The 15,525-nt window shown below is 73.3% G+C and carries 15 protein-coding genes; 7 read left to right on the forward strand and 8 right to left on the reverse strand.

The features are described from left to right. Positions 1-265: 265 nt before the first annotated feature. The 4 genes from EV384_RS00670 to EV384_RS00685 all read right to left on the reverse strand — a co-directional run bounded on the left by EV384_RS00670 (position 266) and on the right by EV384_RS00685 (position 2,528). A complete protein-coding gene (locus tag EV384_RS00670; RefSeq protein ID WP_130329111.1) occupies positions 266-616 on the reverse strand; it encodes a hypothetical protein in 351 nt (116 codons plus the stop codon). A 356-nt stretch (positions 617-972) separates the two neighbouring features. Continuing rightward, positions 973-1,227 carry a Smr/MutS family protein gene (locus EV384_RS00675; protein ID WP_088987488.1) on the reverse strand — a complete coding sequence of 85 codons (255 nt, stop codon included), beginning with the start codon at positions 1,225-1,227 and terminating at the stop codon, positions 973-975. Positions 1,228-1,299: 72 nt separating this feature from the next. Then, a complete protein-coding gene (locus EV384_RS00680; protein ID WP_130329113.1) occupies positions 1,300-1,668 on the reverse strand; it encodes a tetratricopeptide repeat protein in 369 nt (122 codons plus the stop codon). Positions 1,669-1,757: 89 nt separating this feature from the next. Beyond that, the gene (locus EV384_RS00685) at positions 1,758-2,528 is read right to left on the reverse strand and encodes an ROK family protein (protein WP_130329115.1); all 771 of its coding nucleotides are present in this window, start codon (positions 2,526-2,528) and stop codon (positions 1,758-1,760) included. Between the two features lie 88 nt (positions 2,529-2,616). Here EV384_RS00685 and EV384_RS00690 point away from each other — a divergent pair, with 88 nt between their 5' ends. The 3 genes from EV384_RS00690 (at position 2,617) to EV384_RS00700 (ending at position 5,692) form a co-directional block, all read left to right on the forward strand. Further along, complete coding sequence (locus EV384_RS00690) at positions 2,617-4,254, forward strand: ABC-F family ATP-binding cassette domain-containing protein (protein WP_130329117.1); 1,638 nt, start codon at positions 2,617-2,619, stop codon at positions 4,252-4,254. Between the two features lie 38 nt (positions 4,255-4,292). Then, entirely contained in the window at positions 4,293-4,613 is a 321-nt protein-coding gene (locus EV384_RS00695) for a hypothetical protein (RefSeq protein WP_130329119.1), read from the forward strand. 353 nt (positions 4,614-4,966) lie between these two features. Further along, positions 4,967-5,692, forward strand: a complete 726-nt coding sequence (locus EV384_RS00700) for a methyltransferase domain-containing protein (RefSeq protein WP_130329121.1) — start codon at positions 4,967-4,969, stop codon at positions 5,690-5,692. A 69-nt stretch (positions 5,693-5,761) separates the two neighbouring features. Here EV384_RS00700 and EV384_RS00705 read toward each other — a convergent pair whose 3' ends face one another. Together EV384_RS00705 and EV384_RS35690 are read right to left on the reverse strand one after the other, a co-directional pair. Next, a complete protein-coding gene (locus EV384_RS00705) occupies positions 5,762-6,772 on the reverse strand; it encodes a LacI family DNA-binding transcriptional regulator (protein ID WP_130329123.1) in 1,011 nt (336 codons plus the stop codon). Positions 6,773-6,836: 64 nt separating this feature from the next. Next, entirely contained in the window at positions 6,837-7,283 is a 447-nt protein-coding gene (locus EV384_RS35690) for an amino acid permease C-terminal domain-containing protein (protein ID WP_242623889.1), read from the reverse strand. A gap of 33 nt (positions 7,284-7,316) precedes the next feature. Here EV384_RS35690 and EV384_RS00715 point away from each other — a divergent pair, with 33 nt between their 5' ends. Both EV384_RS00715 and EV384_RS00720 read left to right on the forward strand, forming a co-directional pair. Beyond that, positions 7,317-8,987 (forward strand): glycoside hydrolase family 10-like protein, encoded by a 1,671-nt coding sequence (locus EV384_RS00715; RefSeq protein WP_130329125.1) that lies wholly within the window; start codon positions 7,317-7,319, stop codon positions 8,985-8,987. Between the two features lie 265 nt (positions 8,988-9,252). Continuing rightward, complete coding sequence (locus tag EV384_RS00720; RefSeq protein ID WP_130329127.1) at positions 9,253-9,795, forward strand: phospholipase; 543 nt, start codon at positions 9,253-9,255, stop codon at positions 9,793-9,795. 104 nt (positions 9,796-9,899) lie between these two features. Here EV384_RS00720 and EV384_RS00725 read toward each other — a convergent pair whose 3' ends face one another. Both EV384_RS00725 and EV384_RS00730 read right to left on the reverse strand, forming a co-directional pair. Next, the gene (locus EV384_RS00725; RefSeq protein WP_130329129.1) at positions 9,900-12,740 is read right to left on the reverse strand and encodes an ATP-binding protein; all 2,841 of its coding nucleotides are present in this window, start codon (positions 12,738-12,740) and stop codon (positions 9,900-9,902) included. 158 nt (positions 12,741-12,898) lie between these two features. Then, positions 12,899-13,120 carry an FmdB family zinc ribbon protein gene (locus tag EV384_RS00730; RefSeq protein WP_130329131.1) on the reverse strand — a complete coding sequence of 74 codons (222 nt, stop codon included), beginning with the start codon at positions 13,118-13,120 and terminating at the stop codon, positions 12,899-12,901. A 38-nt stretch (positions 13,121-13,158) separates the two neighbouring features. On the opposite strand from EV384_RS00730, the gene EV384_RS00735 reads away from it, so the two are divergent. Beyond that, on the forward strand, positions 13,159-14,394 hold the full coding sequence (locus tag EV384_RS00735) for a lytic transglycosylase domain-containing protein (RefSeq protein ID WP_423202875.1): 1,236 nt from the start codon (positions 13,159-13,161) through the stop codon (positions 14,392-14,394). Positions 14,395-14,466: 72 nt separating this feature from the next. Beyond that, entirely contained in the window at positions 14,467-15,483 is a 1,017-nt protein-coding gene (locus EV384_RS00740) for a GNAT family N-acetyltransferase (protein WP_130340111.1), read from the forward strand. Positions 15,484-15,525: the final 42 nt, after the last annotated feature.

Here is a 15,525-nt window from a genome sequence, read left to right on the forward strand (position 1 = left end):
GCGGTGTCCGATTTCCCGACGGATGATCCTCCGATGCTCCCCCCGATACGTCCCCGGACTGTGAGCGATGGCGGGTAGCGGCTGGACTCAGCGGGACTAGACAAGATCGGCCCCCGACCCGCATCTCTGCTGGTCAGGGGCCGTTCTCGCACCTGGTGGCGGGTAGAGGATTCGAACCTCTGTAGCTTTCGCGACGGATTTACAGTGCGCTCCACGTCAGCCGCGAGACCGCACGGCCACGTCGCTTGGCTGGCCGTCGAGTGCGTCAACGAGCCTGGGCCGCTGCGATGCCTTGCTCCTCCAGCCAACGCATGTGCGTCTCCCACGCCGACTGCTTGCTTGTGGCAAGAGCGGCGCCGACCTGCGTCCAGGAGGCACCTGCTGCTCGCGCGGTGCGGACGGTCAGCTGGCGACCATAGCTGGCCTTCCGCATGATCACCTCGCCTAGCGCAAGGAGTTCCAGCGCCTCATCCTTGGTCAATGCGCGGGTGCCCTCGTCCCTATCCGCTGGGTCTTGCGTCGGGGGTGCCAGCGCGTCTCGCATGCGGAGTTCGTCGTAGCGGGCTGCTGCCGTGAGGAGGGTGAACTGTCGTTCGAGGTCCTCTGGTGTTGTCATGCGTTCAGCATGCCGTCAGGCCACCTTGACGTCAAGCTAACTTGACGACCACCGGTTGAATCCCGCCGGCTGACCTGCGTAGCCGAAGCGACGCCTCGGCCCGGTTGCCGTACATCACGGAGGTACAGCAACCCACGGGACCGTTATGAACCTCAGACGGCCGGCCAGGGCCCGCGACGTGCTTACCGCACTGTCAGCAACCGCCTTGCCGGCAATCAATTGGTTCAGGGCCCGGGCACAGATCCGGCACAACCGAGCGCGAGTAACGGCGGAAGATGCCGGAAACCGACGGAAGGCGTTTCGGCAGGTCAGAGACCATGCCGGGGATAGCGTGGGAGGTCGGCAAGCCGGGACTCTTACTTCCAGCGGAAGTGGACGAAGAGGCGGCCGAAGTTCTTCGAGTCCTTCTCCACCCGGTGGTAGAGCTGCTTGACGTCCTTCTGGTCGAGGAAGCGCAGCACCCGCTTCTTGAGCTGGCCGGAGCCCTTGCCGGGGATGATCTCCACGAGGGTGGCCTTCTTCGCCACCGCCTCGTCCATGATCCCGCGCAGCGCGCGGTCGATGTCCTGGCCCTTGTTGAAGATGTCGTGGAGATCGAGCTTGAGCTTCACTCCGCAATCGTAGGCGCGCCGGAGACGCAACAGGGCAGCCACCAGGGCTGCCCCGTCCGTACGCGTGCGCCGTCAGCGACCGCCGCCGACCCGGCTCTCCACCCGGCGCAGCGCGGTCGTGTAGTCGGTGTGGGTCGAGTACATGGCCGCCGCGATGCGCAGGTGCCGCAGCGCGTCGGCGTACCGGTTCATCCGCTCCAGCGTCCGGCCCAGCACGTGGTGCGCGTAGTGATCGCTCGGGTCCCGGTGGACCAGCTCGCGCAGCTGCTCCTCGGCCCGGTTGAGCTGGGCCGACTGGAAGTACGCCCGGGCCAGCAGCTGCCGCACCGAGGAGTTGCCGGGCTCCGCCTCGACGATCGGCTCGAGCAGCCGGGCCGCCCCGGCCGGGTCACCCGTTTCGAAGAACATGGTCGCCCGCCGGTAGTCCGTCAGAAGATCCATTCGACCCACCTCCTCGTGTCGCGCCGCCCTTTGTCCGACGCTGACACAACACCGGCCGTACCGCGAGTGTTCCTGTGGTGGAAGTTGCGTCAGGGGGTCGGATCCAGCCGGTCGCCCACCAGCTCCCAGGCCCGGACACCGCCGACGATTCCGGCCGTGTTCGGGACGACCACGACATCGTCCCCCATCCGGGCCAGTTGCTCCGGGCGGATCAGCCGGGAGTTCCCCCCACCCAGGTAGAGCCGGTCCCAGCGGAACACCGGGCGCAACCCGTCGACCACCTGCCGGATCCGCCGGGACCAGAACGCGTCGCCGAGCCGGCGCCGCTCCGGCTCCCCCACGTAGGTGTCGTAGGTGGTGCCCCAGCGCACCGGGGCGTGCGACAGCTCCAGGTGCGGGGCGAGCACCCCGCCGTCGAAGAGCGCGCTGCCCAGCCCGGTGCCGAGAGTCAGCACCAGCTCGCAGCCGGTCCCGGCGACCACGCCCGCGCCGTGCACCTCGGCGTCGTTGAGCACCAGCGCCGGGATCCCGAACGCCTCGGCGAGCCCGCTGCGCGCGTCGTACCCGGACCACTCGGCGACCAGGTCCGGGTCGACCTTGCTGCGCGGTCCGGACCGGGTCACGTAGTGCGGGGTCGCCACGACCACGCCGTGCCGGATCATCCCGGGCAGGCCGACCGTCAGCCGGTCCGCCGCCGGCAGCCGGGCGCCGAGATCCAGCAGCGTCTTGACGAACAGCGCCGGCGGCAGCGGGTACGGCGTGGGCACCCGCAGCGGCCGGGCCCGCATCGTCCCGGCGGCGTCCAGCACCGAAGCCTTGATCCCGCCGCCGCCGCAGTCGATCGCGAGAGTGGTCACCACGCCGTGAGTCTCCCTCAGGTCTGTTCCAGGCGGAGCGCCGGTCATCGGATCGGCCGCCGGCCGCCCCGCCGGTAGGCTCGGTCTCCTCATGAGCGCCACGTTGATCGTCAAGGACCTCGCCGCCGGGCACGGTGACCGGCTGCTCTTCTCCGACCTGGAACTGGTGGTCGCCCCCGGGGACGTTGTCGGGCTGGTGGGGGTGAACGGGGCGGGCAAGTCGACGCTGCTGCGTACCCTGGCCGGGCTCCAGCCGGTCGAGCTGGGCAGCGTCTCGCTGAACCCGCCCAGCGCCACCGTCGGCTACCTGCCGCAGGAGCCGGAGCGCCGGCCGGGCGAGACGGTCCGCGACTTCCTGGCCCGGCGCACCGGGGTCGCCGCGGCGCAGGCCGCGCTCGACACCGCCACCGAGGCGCTCACCGCGGGCGCGGACGGCGCCGACGACGCGTACGCGGAGGCCCTGGAGGGCTGGCTCGGCCTGGGCGGCGCGGACCTGGAGGAACGCGCGGAGCAGGTCGCCGCGGAGCTGGGGCTGACCGTGGACCTGGACCACCCGATGACCGGTCTCTCCGGCGGTCAGGCGGCCCGGGCCGGGCTGGCCTCCCTGCTGCTCAGCCGGTACGACATCTTCCTGCTCGACGAGCCCACCAACGACCTCGACCTGGCCGGGCTGGACCGGTTGGAGCGGTTCGTCACCGGGCTGCGCGCCGGCACCGTGCTGGTCAGCCACGACCGCGAGTTCCTGACCCGGACGGTGACCCGGGTGCTGGAGCTGGACCTCGTCCAGCAGCAGGTCCGGCACTACGGCGGGGGCTACGCGGCGTACCTGGAGGAGCGAGAGGTGGCCCGCCGGCACGCCCGCGCCGACTACGAGGAGTACGCGGACACCCGGGCCGCGCTGGAGGCCCGGGCCCGCACCCAGCGGGCCTGGATGGAGAAGGGCGTGAAGAACGCCCGCCGCAAGGCCACCGACAACGACAAGATCGGCCGGAAGTTCCGCGCCGAGGCGACCGAGAAGCAGGCGGCGAAGGCCAAGCAGACCGAGCGGCTGATCGAGCGGCTCGACGCGGTCGAGGAGCCGCGCAAGGAGTGGGAGCTGCGGATGGAGATCGCCGCCGCGCCCCGCGCCGGCGCCGTCGTGGCCGCGCTCCGCGGAGCCGTGGTACGCCGGGGCGGCTTCACCCTCGGCCCGGTGGACCTCCAGATCGACTGGGCGGACCGGGTGGCGATCACCGGGGCGAACGGCTCCGGCAAGAGCACCCTGCTCGCGGCGCTGCTGGGCCGGCTGGCACTCGGCGAGGGGCACGCCGCGCTCGGTCCCGGGGTGGTGGTCGGCGAGGTCGACCAGGCGCGTGGGCTCTTCCTGGGCGACCAGCCCCTGCTGGACGCCTTCGGCGCCGCCGTACCCGAGCTGACGCCGGCGGACGTGCGGACGCTGCTGGCGAAGTTCGGCCTGCGCGCGGCGCACGTGCTGCGGCCGGCGGCGACCCTCTCGCCGGGCGAGCGGACCCGTGCGGCGCTGGCCCTGCTCCAAGGGCGCGGGGTCAACCTGCTGGTGCTGGACGAGCCGACCAACCACCTGGACCTGCCGGCGATCGAGCAGCTGGAGTCGGCGCTGGCGACCTACCCGGGCACCCTGCTGCTGGTCACCCACGACCGCCGGATGCTGGACGCGGTGAGCGTCAACCGGCGGCTGCGGGTGGACGCCGGACGGATCGCCGAGGATTGATCCGTGCCGGCTGACGCGCGCGGGGTGACAATGAGCCCATGCTCAAGTGGGAGTACGCGCTGCTGGTCCGTCGCCGCCAGGCGGCCACCACCGACATCGGGTGGGAGGTCGTCTTCATCTGGTACGGCCCGGACGGCTCGATGGTCGACGTCACCCCGTACGGCGACACCGCGCTGGCCCACCTGAACCGGGCCGGCGACCAGGGCTGGGAACTGGTTGCGATGAGCGAGGACCCGTCGCTGCCCGGCCACAACGAGCTGCACCGGTACCACCTCAAGCGGCCCCGGACGGCCGCCCCGCAGCCCCGCCAGCGGATGCGGGGCGCGGGTCGGGCCGCCCGGCGGACGATCTCCGGCTGACCTGCCGCCTCCGCCCGGCCCGGCCCGGCCGGACCACGCTCGCCGGGGCCCGGGCCGGCCCGCGCCGCCCGGCGTGTCGCGCCGCGGCCGGCAGTTTCCCGGTGAGCGATATACCCATGAGTCATGAATATGCCTGTCAGGCATATCGCTCACCGGGAGACGCCGGCCGCCGGGGCCACCCGCGCGGGCCGCGATCGCCGGCGCCGGCCGTACCTGGCCGAAGACGCGACCGCGCCATGCCGGCGGCCACCCGCCGGGCCGCAGGGGCGCGGGCGGGCGGACGGCGATGCGGATCTTCATGATCCAGGCATACCGGGCGGAGATGCGGGTAACGGGCGGCCCGGAGGTGGCTCATGGTCGCGATGGCCCAATCCGCACCCTCGGCCGAGCGGCTGCGGGCGGTCGACGGATTCCTCGCCGAGGCGTGGGCGGATCTGGCCCGGCACGACGACCGGCTGCGCGCGCTGGCGGTGGAGGTGCGCTTCGACCGGGGCGTCGCGCACCTGGCCGGCGAGGTCGCCGACCCGGCCGAGCTGCGGCTGGTCCGTGACCTGGTCGGCCGGCTCGCCGGCGTGCTCGGCGTCTGGTGCAAGGTGAGCATCGGCGGCCGAAACCCGGTGGTGGTGGACCTGGGCTGCGGGGCGACCAAGCAGTGGCCGGGCAACCTGGGACTGGACATCTACCCCGCGCCCGGGGTGGACGCGGTGGCCGACCTCTCCGGCTCGCTGCCGCTGGCCGACGACTCGGTGGACGTCTTCTTCGCGGTGCACATCCTGGAGCACCTGATCGACTTCCTGCCGCTGCTGGACGAGTGCCACCGGACGCTCCGGCCGGGCGGCGTGCTGCACGTGATGAGCCCCTGGTGGCGGCACGTGAACGCGGTCGCCGACCCGACCCACGTCCGGCTGCTGGACGTGCAGACGTTCAAGGGCATCTGCGGTCAGCGCCCGCCGGGCACGCCCCGCTGGTACCCGCTGCACTCCGGCTGCGACGGCGCGTCGATCTTCGCCGACCTCACCCCCCTCGGCCCGGACGACCCGGCGCCCGCCCGGACCCACCTGGCCCGCTTCTTCGACTGACCGGCCCGGCCCACGGGCCCCATCCCGCGGTCCGGCGAAGGCGCGCCGGGCGGGGCGGGCTGCGGGCGGTCAGGGGCGGCCGGTGGTGCTCTCGCGGGTGGCCAGGCGGTGGGGGGCGGTGAGTTCGCGGGGCGGAGCCTCCCGGTCGCCGTCGAGGCGGCCGGCCAGCAGGTCCACCGCGAGCCGCGCGATGCGTTCCTTGTCGGGGGCGACGGTGGTGAGGGTGGGGATGGAGAACCGGCCGTCCTCGATGTCGTCGAAGCCGGCCACCGCGACGTCCTCGGGCACCCGCAGCCCCGCCTCGTGCAGGGCGCGCAGGGCGCCGAGGGCGAGGGTGTCGTTGAAACAGAAGACGGCGTCGGGGCGTACGCCGGAGGAGAGCAGGTCACGCATGGCGGCCGCGCCGTCCGCGCGGTGCCAGGCCGGCGCGGGCGCCACCAGCTTCTCGTCGTACCCGATGCCGGCCTCCTCCAGGGCAGCGGTGTAGCCGGCCAGGCGGAGCCGGGCGCTGGCGCCCTCCGGGGTCCGCTGCGAGCCGATGGCGGCGATCCGGCGGCGGCCGAGCCCGATCAGGTGGGCGGTGATCTCCCGGGCGGCGGCCACGTTGTCGACCACGACGTGGTCGGCCGGGCCGTGGTCGATCCGCTCACCGAGCAGCACCATCGGCATGCCGTCGAGGCCGGTGAGATCGTCGGCGGTGAGCGCCAGCGGGCTGAAGATCAGGCCGTCGATCATGTGGTCGCCGATCCCGCTGGCGGCCTTGCGTTCCTGCTCCGGGCCGCCGCCGGTCTGGTCGATCAGCACCGTCCAGCCGTGCGCGGCGGCGGCCGTGACGACGTGCCGGGCCAGCTCGGCGAAGTACGGGATGTCCAGCTCCGGGACGGCCAGGGCGATCACCCCGGTCCGCCCCTTGCGCAGGTTGCGGGCGGAGAGGTTGGGCCGGTAGTTCAGCTCGGCGATCGCCTCCTCCACCCGGGCCCGGGTGTCCGGCCGGACGTGCAGGTAGCCGTTGACCACGTTGGAGACGGTCTTCACCGACACGCCGGCCCGCTCGGCGACGTCCTTGAGCCTGTGCCGCACTGCCAATCCTCCGGTGTCGGGACTGCCGGCACTGTACCGCGTCCGCACCCCTTTACAACGTTGCTTACAGCGTTGCAGAAACCTGTGGTTCGGCGTGATCGGGGGCAGCCTCGCGGCGGGCCAGGCGGTTGCGGCGGTACCCGTAGCCGAAGTAGGTGAGGCCGCCGAGCAGCATCCAGGCCAGGAACCGGAGCCAGGTCTCCACCGACAGGTTGAGCATCAGGTAGAGGCAGGCCAGCGCGGAGACGATCGGCAGCACCGGGGAGAACGGCACCTTGAACGGCCGGTCCAGGTCGGGGCGCAGGTCGACGGCGCCGAGCCGGCGGCGCCTGTCGGAAACGTCACGAACCGCCGTGTGCGGTGGGTCACCTCGGACGTTCGGTCCGACCTGGGAGATCGATCGGGCCGGAGGTCTTGCGCCGCTCTGGGAATAGTGAAAGTTTTCTACCAGCGACAGATGTTCTGCGGCGAATCTTGCCGGATGTGCCCGGCGTCCGTCGCCGACCGACACCTGCCCGGGAGCCCAACGAAGGGATCGCACCACATGAAGGCAACTCGGCTCGGAGCCGCCGGGCTGGCCGTGGCGCTGCTCGGCGCGCTCGTCGCCGGCACCCCCGCGAGCGCGGCGGAGAGCGACACGACCACCGCCCCCACCGCCCCCACCTCCACCACCTGCGCCAGCGACCCGGCCACCCCGAAGCGTCAGTTCCGCGCGATGTGGATCTCGTCCGTGGTGAACATCGACTGGCCCACCAAGGCGTCGCAGACCGCGCCGGACCGGATCGCCGCCCAGCAGGCGGAGTACCTGGGCTGGCTCGACCTGGCCCAGAAGCTGCACCACAACGCCGTCGTGGTCCAGGTCCGCCCGACCGCCGACGCGTTCTGGCCCTCGGCGTACGAGCCGTGGTCGGAGTTCCTGACCGGGGTGCGCGGCCAGGACCCGGGCTGGGACCCGCTGGCCTTCCTGGTGGCGGAGTCGCACAAGCGGAACCTGGAGTTCCACGCCTGGTTCAACCCGTACCGCGTCTCGATGCCCGCCCCCGCCGGGGCCGGCGCGGACCTCGCGAAGCTCGCGCCGAACCACCCGGCCCGGCAGCACCCGGACTGGGTCTTCGCCTACCCGCCGGCCGGGGTCGCCGGCAGCCGGCTCTACTACAACCCCGGCATCCCCGAGGTCCGCGAGTTCGTCCAGACCGCGATGATGGACGCGGTCAGCCGGTACGACATCGATGGCGTGCACTTCGACGACTACTTCTACCCGTACCCGAGCGGCACGTACCAGGTGCCGGACGACGCCACCTTCGCGGCCTACAACCGGGGCTTCACCGACAAGGCCGACTGGCGGCGGGACAACATCAACCTGCTCATCCAGGAGATGAGCGGTCGGATCAAGGCGGCCAAGCCGTGGGTGAAGTTCGGGGTCAGCCCGTTCGGCATCTGGCGCAACAAGTCGGCCGACCCGGCCGGCTCGGACACCACCGGCTCGCAGTCGTACGACATCATCTCCGCCGACACCCGCAAGTGGGTCAAGCAGGAGTGGATCGACTACGTGGTGCCGCAGCTCTACTGGTACATCGGCCAGTACCCGGCCGCCGACTACGCCCGGCTGGTGCCCTGGTGGGCGGAGACCGTGCACGGCACCCGGGTGCAGCTCTACATCGGCCAGGCCGACTACAAGAGCGGTGAACCGGCGTACGGGCCGTACTGGCAGAACCCGCGGGAGCTGTCGAACCACCTCACGCTCAACCGGTCGTACCCGGAGGTGCTCGGCAACGTGCACTTCTCCGCGGTGCAGGTGAGGGCGAACCGCCTCGGGGCGACCGACATCTACGCCGCCGAGCACTACTCCCGCCCCGCGCTGGTGCCGGCCATGGCGCAGCTGCCGTCGCAGCCGCTGCTCGCCCCGGTGGTGACCGGCGCCGAGCGGCAGGCCGACGGGGTCCGGCTGACCTGGCGGCAGCCGGCGGACGGCGAGGGCCCGTTCGGCACCGCCACCTCGTACGCGGTCTACCGGTTCGACGGGACCGGCATCGCTGACCGCTGCGACTTCGCCGACGCGTCGCACCTGGTCGCCACCGTGCGGGGCGACGCGGGCGACGTGCAGTCCTGGGTGGACAGGACCGCCGAGGCCGGCCAGCACTACACGTACCACGTGACCGCGCTGGACCGGGTCTGGAACGAGGGGCCGGCCAGCCCGCCGCGCTTCGTGCACTGACGACCCGCGGCGGCCGGCCGGCCGCCGTCGGACCGGGACGCCCGGGGCTCGCGACGAGCCCCGGGCGTCCCGCCGTTCACCCCGTGACCGGCCTGCGGAGCCGCACTCACCGTGAGACGGAGCGGGACGTGGCATTGGTCTGTTTCGGCGCATGTCATCAACAGTTCGCGCGGAACATCGCTCGACGTTCCTCTATTGATCGACACTGATCGACATCCGGTGACCCGCCGGTAACCGCCGTACCGCACACCCCGCGGAGGTAACCGTGTCCAGACGCCTCGCCACCCTCCTCATCTCCGGCACGCTCGCGCTGCTCACCGCGCTGGGCGTGGCCTCCCCCGCATCCGCCGCGGTGAGCACCGAGCAGAAGCTCGCGGTGCTCTCCAGTTGGACCCAGACCAGCGCCACCAGCTACAACGCCTGGAACGCCGGCCGACTGAACAAGGCCGCCTGGTCGGAGTACGCCTTCGACTGGTCGACCGACTACTGCTCCTCCAGCCCGGACAACCCGCTCGGCTTCAACTTCAGCCTCTCCTGCTACCGGCACGACTTCGGTTACCGCAACTACAAGGCGATGGGCCAGTTCTCCGCCAACAAGTCCCGTCTGGACAGCGCCTTCTACGCCGACCTGAAGCGGGTCTGCGCTACGTACAACATCGTCGTCCGGCCGGCCTGCTACAGCCTGGCCTGGACCTACTACGAGGCGGTCAGCGTCTTCGGCTCCGTCGCCGCCGTCCAGCAGTCCGACATCGACCGCGCCGCCCGGATGAAGGCCGACGCCGAACGCCGCGCCGCCGCCCGCTCCTGATCCCGACCGCTCGTTGATCAAGAGGTTTGCGTCGGGATCCAGCCGGTCCTGGACGCAAACCTCTTGGTCACGCGCTGGCGCGCGGGAGGGCCGGGAGGGGTCGGTCAGGCGGGGTGGGGCCGGGAGGCGGGGTGGGGATCGGGGGCCTGGTCGGGCCGGCGGGGAGCCGGGGCGCCGGTCGCGCCGAACCGGAGCGAGTCCACCCCCAGGTCGGGGTGCTCCACGCCGAGCGCCAGCGCCGCCGCCTCCTCCAGGGCCAGCTCGCCGCCCTCGCCGTACGCGGCGTCGAAGGTCCCGTCGCCCAGCACCCGGCGCAGCTGCGCCTGCTGGTCCAGCCAGTACGGGCCGTAGATCCCCGGGGTGGCCCGCAGGTCCGCCCGGGTCGCCTGCGCCGCCCCGAAGAGCCGGGCCGCGGTCACCGGGTCGCCGCCCAGCGCGCAGCGCACCGCGATCGCGTTCACCGTGTCGCAGGCCCGGCCCAGGTAGCCGTGGCTCATCCGGGAGCGGAGCGCCACCAGCAGGTGTTCGTGCGCCGCGACCAGATCCCCCCGGGCCAGCGCCACCATGCCGAGCAGCATGTCCACCGACCTGCGGCCCCGCTCGGCCGGGCGGGCCGCCTCCACCGGGCGGGCCGCGCCGAGCAGCTCGGCCGCCTCCTCCAGCGCGCCCCGCCGCCAGAGCAGCTCGGCGAGGTTGTAGATGGCGAACAGCGCGTCGGAGACCACGTCCTGCTCGTGCGCCCACTCGATCACCTCGCGGCAGACCCGCTCGGCCTCCGCGAACTGTCCCATGTCGACCAGCGGCGCGGCCCGGTCGGCGAGGACCCGGGCGAGCAGGCCGAGGTCGCCCGCCTGCCGGGCGGCGGCCTCCGCCCGCTGCGAGTAGCGCAGCTCCTCGGCGAACTCACCGTCCGCGCCGGCGTGCAGCGAGTGCAGGTGGTACGCCGCCGCCAGCTCCGCCTCCGGGATCACCTCTCCGGTCTCGGCGATCCGGCCGTAGAGCCGGAACAGCCAGAGCCGCCCCTCCCGGGCCAGCCCCCGCTCCCGCCACCACTGGTCCAGCCCGCCGGCCAGCCACAATCCCGAACGGGCGCTGCCACCGGTGGCGCTCCAGCGCAGCGCGGCCCGCAGCTCCCCGGCGAGCGGGTCCAGCGCGTAGAGGGAGAGGGTGACCGGCCGCCCGTCCGGCCCGAGGTGCGCCCGCTCCAACGCGTGCCGCGACCAGGCGACGTGCCGGTCCCGGGCGGTCTGCTCCTCACCCGCCTCGGCCAGCCGCCGCGCCGCGTACGCCCGGATCGGGTCGAGCATCCGGTAGGTGCTGCCGGAGGCGTGCGGCTCGGCCAGCACCATCGACTTGTCCACCAGCACGGAGAGCGGGTCGAGCGGGTCGGCGTCGAGCAGCCACTGGACCGTCGGCAGGTCCACCGGGCCGGCGAAGACCGCCAGCCAGCGCAGCAGCCGGGCCGACCGCGCCCCGAGCGTCCGGTACGACCAGGTGACCGTCGCCTGCATGGTCAGGTGCCGCTCGCTGGCCGACCGCTGCACGGCCCGGCTCGCCGGGGTGGGCGGGCTGGCCCCGGCCGCGGCGGCCACCAGGTCCACGGTGTCCTGCTGGTTGCCGGACCAGCCCGCCTCGGCCGGGGGCGGCTCGGGCTCCTCCCGGCCGGCGTCCAGGGTGCCCAGCATGTCGTCGAGGCGTTCCGCGAGCTGACCGACCGAGAGCACCCGCAGTCGCGCGGCGGCCAGCTCGATGGCGAGCGGCAGCCCGTCCAGCCGCCGCACCACCCGGCGCAGGTCGGCCTGCTCGGCCGCGTCCGGCGGCCGGCCGCCCCGGGCCGCCGCCGTCCGGTCCAGCAGCAACGCCACCGCGTCGCTCTCCGCGCCGTCCGGCCGCGGGTCCACCGAGAGCGGTGGGATCCGCCAGACCACCTCACCCGGCAGGCCGAACGACTCCCGGCTGGTGGCGAGCACCCGGACACCCCGCCCGCCGGCCAGCAGCCGGGAGATCACCTCGGCCGAGGCCGCCGGCTGGGCGTCGCAGGTGTCCAGCACGACCAGCATCCGGCGGGCCGCCGCGTACTCGACCAGGGTGTCCACCATCGGACGGCCCGGCTCCGGGCGGAGCCCGAGCACGGCGGCGATCTCGAACGCGACCAGCCCCGGATCGGTCACCGCGGCGACGTCGACGAACCAGACCCCGTCCGGATAGGACTCGACGACCCCGCAGGCCAGCTCCACCGCCAGCCGCGTCTTGCCGGCGCCGCCCGCGCCGAGCACGGTCACCAGCCGGTACGTCTCGACCAGCCCGCTCAGCTCGGCCCGTTCCAGCTCCCGGCCGACGAACGAGGTGATCTGGGTCGGCAGGTTGTGCGCCACCGCGTCGGCGGTGCGCGGTCGCGGGAACCGCCGCTCCAGCCCCGGCGCGACCAGCTGGAACAGCCGCTCCCGGTCGTCGAAGCCGCGCAGCCGGTGCAGCCCGAGGTCCAGCAGGGACGCCCCGGCCGGCAGCGGGTCGGCGCGCCGGGCGGTCGCCGCCGAGCAGAGCACCTGCCCGCCGTGCGCGGCGCCCGCCACCCGGGCGGCCCGGTGCACCTCGGGGCTGGCGTACTCACCGTCCCGGGGCTCGGCGTAGCCGGTGTGCAGGCCCATCCGGACCCGGGGCGTGGCCTCCGGGGTCGGCCAGTCGTGGCTGGCCAACGCCCGCTGGGCGGTCAGGCAGGCGGTGAGCGCGGCGGCCGCGTCCGCGAAGGCGAGGAAGAACGAGTCACCCTCGGTCAGCAGCTCCGCCCCGTCGGTGCCGGCCAGCGTGTGGCGCAGCAGCCGACGGTGTTCCCGCAGCACCGGGCGGTAGCCCGGACCGAGCAGCTGGGCCAGTCGGGTCGAGCCCTCGATGTCGGTGAACACGAAGGTCACCCATCCGCTCGGGAGGTGGATCCGTGGCGACATGCGTGGAACCTCCGCCCCTGACGTCGGCTTCATGCTGCCCTATGGTCACGCCGTCACGCATCGTGAGAACGGTTGGGCACATTCCGACCCAAGGTGCCACCGGATCTCGTCACCGGCAAGGTACCGGGTCGGCCGCCGGGCCGAGGCCCGGTCCGACGTCAGCAGCCGCAGCCACCGCCGCAGCAGCCACCGCCGGAAGGGGCGGACGCCCCACCGACCGGGCCGGCGCCACCCCGACCGGTGACCGCGACGGTGGACAGCAGCCGCACCGTTTCGGGGTGCCCCTGCGGGCAGGACGCGGGCTGGCCGGCCTCGGCCATCGGCCGGTTGACCTCGAAGGTGTCACCGCAGGCGCGGCAGCGGAACTCGTACCGGGGCATGCCACCAGGGTACGACCGGGCCTGACGCCCGGGCGGACATGGGTGATACTCGACGGGTGGTGGACGGCGAGGACAGATCGACGGTTCGGCCCCTGCGACCGGCCGCACCGCCCGACGACCTCGGGCGCGCCCCGGAGTCCACACCGGTCCCCCGCCCCCGACGCTCCTGGCTGAGGTCCGCGAAGCCGGCCCCTGCCGGCGCGAAGCCCGAGCCCGTCGCCGCCACGCCGAAGCCCGCCGAGGGCGAGGTCATCACCCCGCCCGAACCCGTTGACGCCGGGCCGCCGCCCGCCGAGCCGGTCCGGCGGCGTCGACGGGTGCCGTTCGCGGTGCGGGTGCCAGCACCCCGGCAGCTCGCCGTCGGCGCGGCCCGGGCCACCCGGGCCTGGTCCCGCCGCCCCAGCGGGCGAGCCACCCTGCCCGGGGTGTTCCTGCTCGCCCTGGTGGGCGCCACCGCGGCGGCGGGCGCGCTGCTGGTGCCGCAGACGGCCCGGCCGTCCCGCCCGGTGGCCGTGGACGCCACCGCGAGCGTCTCCGTCACCGGCGTACCCGAGGGGGGTGCGCTGCCCGGGGCGACCGGCACCGCCGTACCCCCGGGTCTGCCCGGCGCGACCGGACTGCCCGGCACGCTCTCGCCGGCGGGGACGCCGCTGCCCGGCGGGGGGCCCACCGGGCCGGTCGTCGGTCCGGCGCCGACCGGCCGGCCGGCGGACGCGCTGGCCGCCTGGGCCCAGCAGATGAGCGCCCGGACCGAGATCCCGGCCGTGGCGATGCAGGCGTACGGCTACGCCGAGCTGGTGCTGGCCGAGACGCACCGCAGCTGCCAGCTCAGCTGGACCACCCTTGCCGCCATCGGGTACGTCGAGTCCGCGCACGGGTCGGCCAACGGCGCCACCCTCAAGTCGACCGGAAGGGCCGAGCCGGAGATCGTCGGCGACCCGCTGGACGGGCAGGGCGGCCGGTCCCGGATCCTCGACACCGACAAGGGTCAGCTCGACCGCGACACCGTCTACGACCGGGCGCTCGGCCCGATGCAGTTCATCCCCACCACCTGGCAGGAGATCGGCGCGGACGCGGACAACGACGGCCGCCGGGACCCGCACGACATCGACGACGCCGCCCTCGCCGCCGGCAACTACCTCTGCAAGGGCGGCCGGAACATGACCATTCCTGGTGACTGGTGGGGTGCCATCCTCTCCTATAACGATGTCCGGCGATACGCCCAGAATGTCTTCGATCGGGCAAACGAGTACGGACGGCTCAGCCATACGTGAAGTGATCGTCCGCGCACATTGGAGAACTGGACACTTCCCCCCGGCAGCCGTTGACGGCAAGCTAGACGGGTGATGGTGCGCGAGTGGGACCCCAGGAACGCGTCGTCCGCCGAGATCGCGTCGCTGCTGGACACGCTGAACGCGGTCCTGGCGGCCGACCTCCCGCAGGATCCGCCCTGGCGGGAGAGTTCCCTGCGGGAATACCTCTCCGAGGTGATGCCCGGTGAACGGCGGATCTCCTGGGTCGCCCAGGCCGAGCCGGCCGCCGACGGCACCCCCGGGCGGATCCTCGGCCAGGTCCAGGTGCTGCTGCTCGGCGGGATCGGCGTGCTGGAGGTGCTGGTGCACCCGTCGGTCCGGCGCACCGGGCTGGGCCGCACCCTGGTCAAGCTGGCCGCCCGCCGGATCCGGGACGAGGGCTTCCAGTCGATCGGCGTCGAGGTCGTCGGGGACACCCCCGCGGTGGCCTTCTACGAGGCGCTCGGCTTCAACCGGGAGTACGTGGAGACCCGCAGCGTGCTCGACCTGGGCGCGGTGGACTGGCCGGCGCTGGCGGAGATGGCCACCGGCATCGGGGCCGGCTACCACCTGGAGTTCTGCCCGGGAGGCCCGCCGGACGACGTGATCGAGGCGTACGCGCGGGCCAAGGCGGAGGTGCGCGACGTCGACGACGGCGAGCTGCGCCCCAGCTCGTACGACCCGGAGCGGCTCCGGGACAGCCTCGACACGCTGCACCGCCGCGGCATGAAGCCGTACATCGTGCTGGCCATCCACGAGCAGAGCGGGGAGGTGGCCGGGCTGACCGAGGTGGTGGTGCCGGCCCAGCACCCCACCCGCGCCGACCAGTACGACACGATCGTGGTGCAGGACCACCGGGGCTACGGCATCGACCGGGCGATCAAGGCCCGGATGCTGCTGGAGCTGCGCTCGGCCGAGCCGGAGCTGGTCGAGGTGCAGACCTGGAACGCCCAGGCCAACGAGGCGATGCTGAAGGTGAACGCCGAGCTGGGCTACCGGCCCGACCGGGACTGGTGCGAGTACGGTGTGGACGTCGCCGAGCTGGTGCATCGCCTCGACGCCCACTCCTGACGGATATTCACCAAACGGCCCACCGGGGGATGGACGGGGGAC

This window comes from Micromonospora kangleipakensis (assembly GCF_004217615.1).
In the GTDB taxonomy this organism is placed as follows: domain Bacteria; phylum Actinomycetota; class Actinomycetes; order Mycobacteriales; family Micromonosporaceae; genus Micromonospora; species Micromonospora kangleipakensis.